This window comes from Caulobacter sp. P4_E5, assembly GCF_056401555.1.
The window spans coordinates 1-11893 of sequence record NZ_JBFUJD010000119.1 but is presented as its reverse complement, the minus strand read 5'-3'; the positions used below and the strand labels follow the sequence as shown (position 1 = coordinate 11893).

Annotated in this window: 13 protein-coding genes; 8 read left to right on the top strand and 5 right to left on the bottom strand. The window is 69.2% G+C overall.

What is annotated here, in order from left to right; genetic code table 11:
• Nucleotides 1-18: 18 nt before the first annotated feature.
• Nucleotides 19-498, bottom strand: a complete 480-nt coding sequence (locus AC1DSO_RS23450) for a ribonuclease H family protein (protein WP_477071103.1) — start codon at nucleotides 496-498, stop codon at nucleotides 19-21.
• A gap of 394 nt (nucleotides 499-892) precedes the next feature.
• On the opposite strand from AC1DSO_RS23450, the gene AC1DSO_RS23445 reads away from it, so the two are divergent.
• The 6 genes from AC1DSO_RS23445 to cckA all read left to right on the top strand — a co-directional run bounded on the left by AC1DSO_RS23445 (nucleotide 893) and on the right by cckA (nucleotide 7255).
• Entirely contained in the window at nucleotides 893-2272 is a 1380-nt protein-coding gene (locus AC1DSO_RS23445) for a hypothetical protein (protein ID WP_477071104.1), read from the top strand.
• Nucleotides 2273-2351: 79 nt separating this feature from the next.
• The gene (locus AC1DSO_RS23440; RefSeq protein WP_047407181.1) at nucleotides 2352-2654 is read left to right on the top strand and encodes a hypothetical protein; all 303 of its coding nucleotides are present in this window, start codon (nucleotides 2352-2354) and stop codon (nucleotides 2652-2654) included.
• Between the two features lie 278 nt (nucleotides 2655-2932).
• Nucleotides 2933-3196: a flagellar biosynthesis protein FliQ gene (fliQ, locus tag AC1DSO_RS23435; protein WP_047407179.1), complete on the top strand. Its 264-nt coding sequence runs from the start codon at nucleotides 2933-2935 to the stop codon at nucleotides 3194-3196.
• 18 nt (nucleotides 3197-3214) lie between these two features.
• Entirely contained in the window at nucleotides 3215-3970 is a 756-nt protein-coding gene (fliR, locus tag AC1DSO_RS23430) for a flagellar biosynthetic protein FliR (protein WP_056046837.1), read from the top strand.
• 9 nt (nucleotides 3971-3979) lie between these two features.
• Nucleotides 3980-5077, top strand: a complete 1098-nt coding sequence (flhB, locus tag AC1DSO_RS23425) for a flagellar biosynthesis protein FlhB (protein WP_477071102.1) — start codon at nucleotides 3980-3982, stop codon at nucleotides 5075-5077.
• Nucleotides 5078-5179: 102 nt separating this feature from the next.
• Entirely contained in the window at nucleotides 5180-7255 is a 2076-nt protein-coding gene (cckA, locus tag AC1DSO_RS23420; protein ID WP_477071101.1) for a cell cycle histidine kinase CckA, read from the top strand.
• Nucleotides 7256-7285: 30 nt separating this feature from the next.
• Here the strand turns inward: cckA and AC1DSO_RS23415 are convergent, their stop codons facing one another.
• Both AC1DSO_RS23415 and AC1DSO_RS23410 read right to left on the bottom strand, forming a co-directional pair.
• Nucleotides 7286-7804 carry a DUF4199 domain-containing protein gene (locus AC1DSO_RS23415; protein ID WP_477071100.1) on the bottom strand — a complete coding sequence of 173 codons (519 nt, stop codon included), beginning with the start codon at nucleotides 7802-7804 and terminating at the stop codon, nucleotides 7286-7288.
• A gap of 122 nt (nucleotides 7805-7926) precedes the next feature.
• Nucleotides 7927-8340, bottom strand: a complete 414-nt coding sequence (locus tag AC1DSO_RS23410; protein ID WP_477071099.1) for a response regulator transcription factor — start codon at nucleotides 8338-8340, stop codon at nucleotides 7927-7929.
• 156 nt (nucleotides 8341-8496) lie between these two features.
• Between AC1DSO_RS23410 and AC1DSO_RS23405 the strand changes: the two genes are divergently transcribed.
• A complete protein-coding gene (locus AC1DSO_RS23405) occupies nucleotides 8497-9216 on the top strand; it encodes a hypothetical protein (protein WP_477071098.1) in 720 nt (239 codons plus the stop codon).
• A 173-nt stretch (nucleotides 9217-9389) separates the two neighbouring features.
• On the opposite strand, the gene AC1DSO_RS23400 is transcribed toward AC1DSO_RS23405, so the two are convergent.
• Both AC1DSO_RS23400 and AC1DSO_RS23395 read right to left on the bottom strand, forming a co-directional pair.
• On the bottom strand, nucleotides 9390-9707 hold the full coding sequence (locus AC1DSO_RS23400) for a hypothetical protein (protein ID WP_477071097.1): 318 nt from the start codon (nucleotides 9705-9707) through the stop codon (nucleotides 9390-9392).
• 35 nt (nucleotides 9708-9742) lie between these two features.
• Entirely contained in the window at nucleotides 9743-10939 is a 1197-nt protein-coding gene (locus AC1DSO_RS23395) for an MFS transporter (RefSeq protein ID WP_477071096.1), read from the bottom strand.
• Nucleotides 10940-11067: 128 nt separating this feature from the next.
• Between AC1DSO_RS23395 and AC1DSO_RS23390 the strand changes: the two genes are divergently transcribed.
• Complete coding sequence (locus AC1DSO_RS23390; RefSeq protein WP_477071095.1) at nucleotides 11068-11685, top strand: TetR/AcrR family transcriptional regulator; 618 nt, start codon at nucleotides 11068-11070, stop codon at nucleotides 11683-11685.
• The last annotated feature ends 208 nt before the right edge of the window (nucleotides 11686-11893 follow it).

Below are 11893 nucleotides of genomic sequence, written 5' to 3'. Positions count from 1 at the left end.
GGGGAGGAGAGATCGGCCCTATCCTGGGAATTTCACCAGGTTCGGCTTCGGGATCGCGGCCTTGAAGCTGCCGCGCGACTTGGCCGTGTCCAGGCCGAACTCGGCCCAGGCGGCCAGGAAGCCGTTGGCGGCGGCGCTGGGCGAGGCGGGGACCAGTTCCAGAACGGGACGCGCCGCCAGCGCCGCGCGGGCGGCGGCCCAGGCTTCCGGCTCGGTCGTGGCGTAGGCGCCGTCCGAGGCCACCAGTTGGCCGGCCAGATCGGGATCGAGGAAGTACAGCGTCACCGACGTCTCCGCCGGCAGGTCCGAGAGGCCGTCCAGCGCCTCGGTCAGGGCCGTCAGGCTCATCCTGGCGCCGCTGGTCCGGCGCTCGCCGCCGGCCGCGCCCTTGATCGCCGCCGCGCCGGTCTCGCCGTCCATGCGCCGCACATAGGCCCAGCCGCCATAGCCCGGATCGGGACGGCAGAGGCTGGCGATCCACAGGGTGACGGCGGCCATGGAACGTGCTCCGGATTCGGTGACGATCCCGGCTTTCTAGACCGCTTCGCCGGCGTCGGGGGAGGGGAGGGCCGCGCGTGTCCGTGAACGAAAGGTAAACCGGGGCTTAAAACTTAGAGTTAACGTCATTTTCAGTTCGATGAACAAAGTTCTAAGAACTGGCGTCGCCGCAAGGCTTTCTCTGTATTCGTCAAAGCAAGAAGTGTGCCAGTTCAGCACCTCTTCGCCCATTTTGGGTGTAGTTTTGATCATGGTGTAAAGATATGGAAAATATTTATGGTTAACGCGCCGTAAACACCTGTTAACCACTTGTTAAGAGCGCTGGCTCCGGTTTTGCTGATGAAGCGTTGAACCTCTGTCGGGCTGTCCCGACGTGGGACGTTCCGTWGGCGGAGTGCGCGAAGCGATGTTCGAGTTCGGACGGGATCTGAAGCGGTTGTTCGGCGTCGATGCCGAGGGTGGCTTCAAGGGGGCATGGCGCGAGGGGCTGACCGGGGGCGACACGTCGCTGCTGGAGCTTCTGGATGTTCGGCTCCTGACCAACGAGGCCCGCTCGGCCGACGTGGTCGCCGGCCGCATCGGGGCCAAGGATCGCGGCGCGCGCCTGCTGGAAGCGGCCGTGGTCTGGCGCGAGCTGGCCCGCCGCAGCGGCGACGCCACCGCGCTTAGAAAAGGCGCCGCCCAGGCCGAGGCCGCCGTGAAGATGTTCGAGGCCGAGCGCCGCCACGACGCCCTGGCCGCCGCCCGCTGCGAGCAGGCCGTGCTGGCCGTGCTGGGCGCGGACCTGTTCGGCGATGAAGGCCTGGTGGCCGCCGCCTCGGCGACCCTGGCCCGCACGCCGACCGGCCAACGCACCGCCCTGTGCGGCGCGCTCACCGCCGGCCTCGAAGGCCGCGTGGCGCTCTCCGAGAACGATGTCGAGCGCGCCCTGATCGCGGTCCAGGCCTATGAGGCGCCGCTGCGCGCCCTAGCCGCCGCCAAGCGGGTGAAGGGCGGCCCGGCCCGCCTGCAACTGGCCGACCAGCGCGCCGCGCGCATCGAGTTGATCCTGGCCTGCGCCGAGCGCCTGAAGGATCGCGCCCTGGCCGAAGTGGCGGTGTCGGAAGCCAAGACCGCCGCCGGCGTGCTGGATCCTGATTTCGAACCACTGGCCTGGGCCCGCCTGGAAGGCCTGCGCGGCTCGGCCCTCGTCCTGCTGGGCGAGCTGGACGGCGAGCTGTCTCGCCTCGCCGATGGCGTCGAGGCCTTGAGCGCGACCATCGACGTGATGACCGCCGATCACAGCCCGATGGACTGGGCCCGGGCCCATGCCTCGCTGGGGATGGCGCTGCAGGCGGTGGGGGAAGCCTCGACCAGCGAGCGCGCCTTCGAGCAGGCCGTCTCGGCCTATGATCGCGCCACCCAGGTGCTGAAGATCCAGCCGGCCCTGGCCCTGCGCGCCGTGGTCGCCAACAACCGCGCCCTCAGCCTGGCCCGCTGCGCCGAGCTGACCGCCGACCTGGCGGTGCTGGACGCCGCCGAACTGGCCTTCAAGGCCGAGCTGTCGGCCGCGCCGGGCGGCCGCGATCCGGCCAGCTGGGCTGTGGCCCAGATGAACCTGGCTCGCCTGTACGAAGCTCGTGTCGAGATCACCGGCCGCGACGACGGCCGCCTGGCTCGGGCCGGGGCGGCTCTGGCCTGCGCCTTCGACGTCTTCTCGGAACTGGGCCTGCGATCGCTGACCGACCTGGCGGCACAGGGCCTGCAACGTCTGAAACAGGCCCAGGCCGCCTGATCCGAAACGGAACACTCTCCGCGACGGAGAAATGGGCGGCGGAAAGGCCGGCCAAAAAGATAAGTAAAGGGATGAACTCGTGATCGCTTCGCTCGCTCTCGCCGCCGCCGTCGTCGCCAACGCCGCTCCTGCCAAGGCCCCGTCGGACCTGCTGACCCCCGTCTCCGAGCCGCGCGTCGCCGTCGCCCTTCTGAACTGTCTGGTCAAGCAGGACGGCCACCTGACCGCCTGCACCGTCCAGGAAGAAAGCCCCAACGACCTCGGCGTCGGCCAGGCCGCCCTGACCATGGCCTCGCAGTTTCAGGTCGACCTGCTGGGCCCGGACGGCAAGAGCCGCGCGGGCTCGTACATCCAGGTGCCGGTGCGGATCCGGATTCGGTAATTTCCTTCCCTTCTCCCCTTGCGGGAGAAGGTGGCGCGCAGCGCCGGATGAGGGGTTGAAAGGCCTGTCCGACAGGGCGGCGCGACCCCTCACCCGACCGCCTCCGGCGGCCACCCTCTCCCGCAAGGGGAGAGGGAATAGGGAGTTGCGACCCACCGTCGCGCCCCCGTTTTCCTACCGTCCGGGTAACAACCCCTAACGCCCTGTTAACCATATCCGCCCCATCTTCCAGCCTCGAATCCAAGCGGCCAGTAGGGCCGATTCCGACGAGGCTTTGCATGACGGGCGCCGAGGTTCTTGATGTCGGCCGGGACGCGATCTGGCTGACGCTTCAGCTCTGCGCGCCGTGCCTGATCGTCGGCCTGGTCGTCGGTGTCGCCATCGGCCTGTTCCAGGCCCTGACCCAGATCCAGGAGCAGACCCTGGTCTACGCGCCCAAGATCGTGTCGATCTTCGTCGCGTTGCTGATCTTCCTGCCGCTGATGGGCTCGCTGATGAGCCAGTTCATGCGCCAGATCGCCGCTCGCATCGCTGGCATGTAGGGAAGGCAAGGGGCCCTTTTGAACTCCTTCGCCACCAACTTTCAGGTCTATGTCGCCGCGCTCGTCTTCGCGCGGGTGGGCGCCATGGTCATGACCATGCCGGGCATTGGCGAGCAGTCGGTGCCGCCGCGCATCCGCCTGAGCTTCGCCCTGCTGCTGGCCCTGCTGTTGGGCCCGCTGGTCCAGAGCGGCGTGCCGCCGATCCCGACCACCCTGGGCGGCCTGGTCGGCGCGGTGATCCACGAGATCCTGATCGGCCTGATGATCGGCTCGGTGCTGCGGCTGTTCATGCTGTCGCTGACCACGGCCGGCGAAATCATCTCGATGCAGACCACCCTGTCGTTCGCCCAGAGCACCAACCCCTCGATGCAGGGCTCCAGCACGGCGGTGGCCAGCTTCTTGTCGATGCTGGGCCTGACCCTGGTGATGGCTACGGGCCTGCATCACCTGTTCATCGGCGCGATCGTCAAGTCCTACACCCTGTTCCCGTTCACCCGCGCCGTGCCGATCAACGACGCCGTCACCCTGGCGGTGCGGACGGTGGCGCAGTCGTTCACCCTGGGCGTCCAGCTGGCCGCGCCGGTGATCGTGTTCTCTCTGGTCTTCAATCTCGCCACGGGCCTGGTCGGCCGGGTCATGCCCGCTTTCCAGATCTTCTTCGTGGCTTCGCCGCTCAGCGTGATCCTGGGCCTGTCCCTGCTGGCCCTGTCGCTCGGCGGCATCGCCATGGTCTGGACCGACCGCTACCGCGAACTCCTCGAAGTGTTCAGCTAGGGGACGGGCATGGCGGACGATACGGATCCCGAGTCGAAAACAGAAGAACCCTCAGCCAAGAAGCTGTCGGACGCCCGCGCCAAGGGCGACGTCGTCAAGAGCGCGGACATCCCGCAGCTGGCCTCGCTGACGGGCGCGGTGTCGGTGATCCTGATCGCCGGCGGCTGGATGACCCGCGACCTGGCTTCCGCCCTCGTGCCGTTCATCGCCCACGCCGGCACCACCGACCTGTCCAGCGGCGGGGCCATGGTGGTGATGAAGCGGGCGACTATGGCCGCCCTGCCGCCGCTGGTGCTGGTTATGGTGGTCAGCGCCGTGATGGGCGTGATCGCCAACGTCGCCCAGACCGGCTTCATGCTGACGCCGGACAAGCTGAAGCCCGACTTCAGCAAGCTGGACGTGATGAAGGGTCTGGGCCGCATCTTCGGCATGGACGGCTTCATCCAGTTCGCCAAGTCGATGGTGAAGATCGGCGTCACGGCCCTGATCGCCTGGATGGTGCTGAAGCCCAATGTCGGCGAGGTCCGCAACCTGGTCGGCATGGACGTAGCGGCCATGATCCCGGAGGCGATGAAGCTCGCCAAGAAGCTGCTGATCATGGTGATCCTGTTCCTGGTCGCCACCGCCGCCTTCGACTTTTTCATCCAGCGCCAGCGCTTCATGAAGCGGATGCGCATGACCCTCCAGGAGGTCAAGGAAGAGTACAAGCAGTCGGACGGCGACCCGCACATCAAGGGCAAGCGCCGCCAGATCCAGATGCAGCGCTCGCGCCAGCGGATGATGCAGGCCGTGCCCAAGGCGACCGTGGTCGTCATGAACCCGACCCACTACGCCGTGGCGCTGAAGTACGACGCCGGCGAGACGCCCGCGCCGCTGTGCGTGGCCAAGGGCATGGACGAGCTGGCCCTGAAGATCCGCGCCATCGCCGAGGAGCACGGCGTGCCGGTGCTGGAGGATCCGCCCCTGGCCCGCGCCCTCTACGCCAGTGTCGAGATCGACGAGGAAATCCCCGTCGAGCACTTCGAGGCCGTCGCCAAGGTCATCAGCTTCATCATGAACGGCAAGAAGCCCCAGTCTCGTTCTGGGCCCCGCGCGCGTCCGCTCTAGCGCCATCCGTAACAAATCTGACCTACCGATCGGGAAAGGCTATCCTTTCTCCGATTGCGGGTGAGTCGCAGCCTCACCGTAGCGAAGGTAAGCATCCCGCCCATGGCCGATTTCCAGCTTCAGGACAAAGCTTCGACCGGCGCGCCGCGCCGGCGCTTCGATCCGTGGCTGGCGGGCGCGGCGGTGTTCTTCGTGGCCGCGGCGGCGTTTTCGGCCGCTCCGGCGCTGAAGGCGGGGCCGACCACCCTGGCCGGCCTGCTGCTGCTGCTGGGCGTGGCGGGCGTCTCGATCCTGGGCCTGGTGGCCATCCGGGGCTCGGCCGCCGGCGGTAACGACGCCGACCAGGCCGAGGGCTTCATCGACGCGCTCAGCGAGCCGGCCGCCCTGGCCGCCGCCGACGGCCGCGTGCTGGCCGCCAATCCGGCCTGGCGCGCGGTGATGGGCGAGCAGCGGCGTTTGCCCAAGGGCGTGGCGGGCTCCAGCCTGTTCGCGGCCCTGGTCCAGGCCCGCAAGGGCGAGATGGCCGAGGGCCTGCTGCGCGCCGGCGACATCGACCATACCGCCCGGGTCTCGCGCCTGGCCGGCGGCCGCCTGCTGATCCGCCTGACCCCGATCGTCGTCCCAGAGCCAGTCACCGAGAGCGCCGCCCCGGTCGCCGTGGCCGAACGCGCCCCGCCGCCGCCGACCACGCTGGACGCCTTCGCCGGCGCCTCGCCGTTCGGCGCGGCCCTGCTGGAGGGCGTCGAGCCCTTCAAGTCGCGGATCCTGGAGACCAACCCAGCCCTGACCACCATGACCGGCGCTAAGCCGGGGGTGATGTTCGGCGACCTGATCGACGCCGCCTCGCGCGCCGAGGCCGAGACTCGCCTCAGCGAAGGCCGCGCCGGCCCGTTCGAGGTGCGCCTGGCCCGCGACCAGACCCGCATCGTCCACCTCTACCTCTACCGCGCCGAAGGCCGCGTGGTGGCCTATATGATCGACGTGTCCGAGCAAAAGCAGATGGAACTGCAGCTGGCCCAGGCCCAGAAGATGCAGGCCATCGGCCAGCTGGCCGGCGGCGTGGCCCACGACTTCAACAACCTGCTGACCGCCATCCAGTTGCGCCTGGACGAGCTGCTGCACCGTCACCCGGTCGGCGATCCGTCGTACGAGGGCCTGAACGAGATCCGCCAGACGGGCGTGCGCGCCGCCGACCTGGTCCGCAAGCTGCTGGCCTTCTCGCGCAAGCAGACCGTCCAGCGCGAAGTGCTGGATCTGGGCGAGCTGATCTCCGAGTTCGAGGTCCTGCTGCGCCGCCTGCTGCGCGAAGACGTCAAGCTGATCACCGACTACGGCCGCGATCTGCCGCGGGTGCGGGCCGACAAGAGCCAGCTCGAGACGGCGGTCATGAACCTGGCCGTCAACGCCCGCGACGCCGTGCGCGCGGCCAAGGGCGGGGGCATCGTGCGCATCCGCACCGCCCGCCTGACCCGCGACGAGGCCATCGGCCTGGGCTTCCCGGCGGCCGAAAGCGATGTCGCCTTCATCGAGGTTTCGGACGACGGTCCCGGCATCCCGCCCGACGTGATGGGCAAGATCTTCGACCCGTTCTTCACCACCAAGCCGGTGGGCGAGGGTACAGGCCTGGGCCTGGCCACGGTCTACGGCATCGTCAAGCAGAGCGACGGCTGGATCCACGTCCACAGTCGTCCGGGCGAAGGCGCGGCCTTCCGCATCTTCCTGCCGATCTACGACGCCCCGGCGGGCGTCGTGGCCGCCCAGGCCGCCGCCGAGCCGGTCAAGCCGCGCGCCGCCCGCGACCTGTCGGGCGCCGGCCGCATCCTGTTCGTCGAGGACGAGGACGCCGTCCGCAGCGTCGCCGCCCGCCTGCTGCGCGCCCGCGGCTACGAGGTGCTGGAGGCCGCCGACGGCGAGGAGGCCCTGCTCATCGCCGAGGAGCACGCCGGCACGATCGACCTGCTGATCAGCGACGTGATCATGCCCGGCATCGACGGCCCGACCCTGCTGAAGAAGGCGCGCGGCTATCTGGGCAACGCGCCGGTGATGTTCATCTCCGGCTATGCCGAGGCCGAGTTCAGCGACCTGCTGGAAGGCGAGACCGGCGTGACCTTCCTGGCCAAGCCGATCGACATCAAGACCCTGGCCGAGCGGGTCAAGCAGCAGCTGCAGGCGGCCTGATCCTCCCCGCTAGGGGGAGGATCTCGAACCTCACCCCCGCGCTGGCAGGAACCTCGGATTGCGCAGCAGGGCGGCGCTGACCAGGGCGACCAGCAGGCCGACCGGGAAGATCTCGGCGAAGGTCATCGGCATCCGGTACAGCGGATTGGCGTAGTTCCGCTTCATCTCGGCCATCTCGGCCGCCAGCTTGGCGTAGGCAGCGCCGGATAGGCCTTCCGCCTGCTTGGCGGTGAGGATGTGGGCCGTGTACTCGTCCATGAAGCGGTAGTGGGTGACGGCCAGATAGCCCTCCCAGATCAGCACGTAGGCCACGCCCGCGACCAGGGCGACGGCCAGGCCGATCAGGAAGGCCGGCCAGAACTTGATCACGCCGCCCAGCGCCTTGTCGCGGTGCGACTTCACCGCCAGCAGGATCGAGGACAGCCCGACCAGCATGATCAGATAGCCCAGCCACAGGCTGTGCTGGCTGGACAGGACGATGGTGGCGATCATGCCCAGGATGATGATCGTTCCCGAGATCAGGCCGTAGGTCAGGATGGTGCGTTGCATGGTGTTCCTCCTCCGCGCCGCCCCCTGCGGCGCGCACCCGGAGGCTGCCGTCGTCTTGGTCGCGACGGTATCGCCCGAAAGGGTGAGATCGACAGTTTCGCCCTAACGGCGCCCGGTCAAGGTCAGGGGATCAGCGCCAACTCTCGAGCCTTGCCGATCGCCTGGGTGCGGCGGCCGACCTCCAGCTTGCCGTAGAGGTTGGCGATGTGGGTCTTGACGGTATTGGGCGAGAGGCCGAGGTCGCGGGCGATCTCCTTGTTGGAGCGGCCGGCGGCCAGGCGTTCCAGCACCTTCACCTCCTGGCCGGTCAGGCCCAGGGCGGCGAGGGCGGCGTTGTTGCGCTGGAAGGTCTCGGGCCGGCCCCGCGCCGCCAGCTTCCAGCCGACCCACACGCCGCCGGCCGCGAAGGCGACGCCGATCAGGCCGGCATAGATCCGCCAGGGGAAGGCGCGGGCCACGAACTGGTACTCCAGCCACTGCAGGGCGAAGGCGCCCACGGCCAGGACCAGCGCCCAGAGAAGGACGGTGCGGATCATGCGCCAGAAGGAGCGCGAACCGCGCCGCCTCGTCAATGCGTCGGCGCCTGGGAGGTCGCGAGATCGATTCATCTCAATGGAACGATCGGCCATGATCTTCGAAATTCCGGACGGCGGCCGACCGGCTAGTCTCGCGGCGCCGCCGGAGACCCCGCCATGTTCGACGCCCCTCCCGCCTGCGAGACCCTGACCGACGCCGTCGCGGCCTATGCCGAGGCGTCGCGGACCGGAAATGGAGCGGCGCTGATCGCTCGCGTGCAGCCCTCGGCGGTGTCCTACACGCTGGAGGACGGCGAGGTGCGCGGCGAGACGCGGGCGGCTTGGAAGGCTCGATCCGTCGAGGCCGCGCCCGATCTGGCGGTGGAGACGGTCAGCGCGGGCCCGCGCACCGCGATCGTCTCGACCCGATGGACGCAGGCCGGCGCGCCACGCCGCGACTACGCCGTCTGGGCGCGACTGTCGTGCCGCTGGCGGATCGTCGGCCGCGTGGTCGGGCCCGATCAGCCGCGCGACGCGACCGCCGCCGAGGGCGTCCGGGCGACGGTGGACCTGAAGCTGCGCGCCGACGCGGCCTGGAGCCCCGAGGACCTGGCGGTCGCCGTTGATCCTCGCGCCTTGGTGATCACCCTCGAGGACGAGGAGATGGCCGCCGCCTCGGTGGCCGACTGGCAGGCCCGCTATGCTGAGCGGTCCCGTCGCGGGATGCCGTCGGCCAATGTGGTGCTATCGCGATCGGAGGAGGGGCGGGGCGCGCTCGGCGTGGCGACCTGGACGTTCCGCGCGGTGACCGGCGGGACCTATGCCGACCGGGCCGTGCTGCTGCGCACGCCGAAGGGCTGGCGGATGCTGGCCCTGCTGTGGGTGCGGGAGGACTAGGGTCGGCCTCAAAGCTCCAAGCCGTCGTCATCCCGGAAGCCTCGCAGAGGCTATCCGGGACCCAGGGCCGGCGCACTGCGGTCGCCCCTGGGTCCCGGCTCTACAGCCCGCGAGGCGGGCTTCCGGCCGGGATGACGAGGGAAAAGGCGTCGCCCAATTGAATATGGACCCAGCTAACCCAGCCGCGCCTTGGCCTCGGGCGGGGCGACCTGGTCGAACAGGATCTTCAGGTGCTGGTCCTTGGCGTGGTCATTGTGCAGCTCCCACGACAGCGAGATGGGCAGGCGCAGGCGGCCGCCGTCCGGCAGCCGGGCGATCAGTACGCGCCACGAAAAGCCCTCGCCCGCATCGCCCAGCGGATCCTTGAACTCGACCGGCGCGGGGTCGCGCAGGCGGAACAGGCGCTCGGGATGCGCCTCGAACCAGGCGCGATCGGCCTCGGCGGTGGGATCTTTAGAAGCGACGAGCTTGGCAGTGACTTTGCGAACCATGGGCGCGTCCTAGCACCGGACGCGCCGACTTCCCACTAGGCCAGTCGCTCGCGACCCTCGCCCAGGATCCGCTGACCCAAGGCGACAATGGCCAGGGCCGCGCTGGCCATGACGATCGAGACCCAGAAGCCGCTGCGCGCGCCGAAGGTGTCGACCACCCAGCCGGCCACGAAGGCGCCAAGGGCCATGCCGATGCCGATCCCCGTCATCACCCAAGTGACGCCCTCGGTCAGCACCGCGGGCGGCACGCGCCGCTCGACCAGGCCGAAGGCGGTGATGAAGGTCGGCGAAATGGCCACGCCGCTCAGGAAGATCGCCGCCGCCAGGGCCGGCACGCTGCCGGCCAGCAGCAGGGGCAGGGTGGTGACCAGCAGCACGGCCAGGGCCGCCAGCAGCTGGCGCTGCAAGGGCGCACGCAGGTTCAGGGCCCCGACGATCAGCCCGACCACGAACGAGCCGATCGCATAGACCCCGATCACCAGGCTGGCCGCGCCCGGCTGGCCGAGGTCCTTGGTCAGGGCCACGGTGCTGACCTCGGCGGTGGCGAAGATCGCGCCGACGAAGACCAGGGCGGCGGTGATGATCTGCACGGCCGGCAACCGGATCGCCGACCTGTGCGGCGCGCCGGTCTCGTTGGTCGTGACCTTGGGCTCCGTGGCGCGCTGGAGCACGAAGGCGGTCATGCCGGTCGCCAGGAACAGGGTGGAGACCAGCACCCCCGCCTCGGGAAATAGGCCCACGCTGAGGCCGACCGACAGCGAGGCGCCGGCGATATAGACCAGCTCGTCGGCGGCGGATTCGAACGCGAAGGCGGTGTTCAGCTGGGGTGTGTCGCGGAACACCTCGGTCCAGCGGGCCCGCACCATGGCCGGCATGCTGGGCATGGTCGCCGCGACGAAGGCGGCGGCGAACAGCGTCCAGATCGGCCAGTGGAGGCGCGTGGCCAGCATCAGAACCGCGAAGGCCAGGACGGCGATGATCGTGGTCGGGACCAGCAGCCGGCGCTGGCCATAACGGTCGACCAGGCGCGAGATCTGCGGGGCGGCGATGGCGTTGGTCAGGGTGAACACCCCCGCCACCGCGCCGGCCAGCCAGTAGCCGCCCTGCGTCTGGGATAGCATGGTGACGATGCCGATCGGGGCCATGGCGACAGGCAGGCGGGCTACGAAGCCGGCGGCGGCGAACCCCTTGGTCCCCGGCGCACGGAAGATCTCGCGGTAGGGGTTGGACATCGGTCTGACCTTTCGGCGCTGGCGACGCATGCTGTGACGACATACATACGTCTCGTATGCCAATCGAGGTGGTGACATACGTCGCGTATGTCAACTACGCTGCCCGCGCTTTTCCACGAGAGGATCCCATGTCGCGAAGGTCGCGTCCCGAGATGATCGCCGAGACCCGCGCCAAGCTGATCGCCGCGGGGCGCAAGGCCTTTGGCGAGAAGGGCTATGCCGAGGCCTCGATGGACGACCTGACGGCCGAGGCCGGCCTGACGCGCGGCGCCCTCTATCACCACTTCGGCGACAAGAAGGGCCTGCTGGAGGCGGTGGTTCTGGAGATCGACGCGGAGATGGCCGAGCGGCTGACCGCGATCGCCGCCGCCGCCCCGACGCGCTGGCAGGGCCTGGTGCAGGAGAACGTCGGCTATATCGAGATGGCGCTGGAGCCCGACATCCAGCGGATCATGCTGCGCGACGCCCCGGCCATCCTGGGCGATCCGTCCGGCTGGCCCAGCGCCGACGGCTGCATCGCCACCATCCGCGCCAATCTGGAGCACCTGCAGGCCGAAGGCGTGGTCCGGGACGACATCGACCCCGACGCCACCGCGCGGCTGGTCTGCGGGGCCTCCACCGACGCGGCCCTGTGGATCGCCAACGCCGATGACCCGGAAGCGGCGGCGCTGAAGGCCGTGCCGGCGTTCAAGGCGCTGCTGGACGGGTTGTTGCGGTGGGATATCCCCGTCGGGGCGCGGGGATAATTCCCTCTCTCTTTGAGAGAGGGAGGGGCCCGCGCCGCAGGCGTGGGAGGGTGAGAGGTTAGGCGAAGCCGGTGGGTGATTTCGCGTATCTCACTGGTTTTCCGGGACTCATCGGCAAGCGGTGTAACCACTCACCCTCCCATGCTGCGCATGGGCCCCTCCCTCTCTCTAAGAGAGAGGGATGAGGTAAGGCACGAGCGTTCAGCCT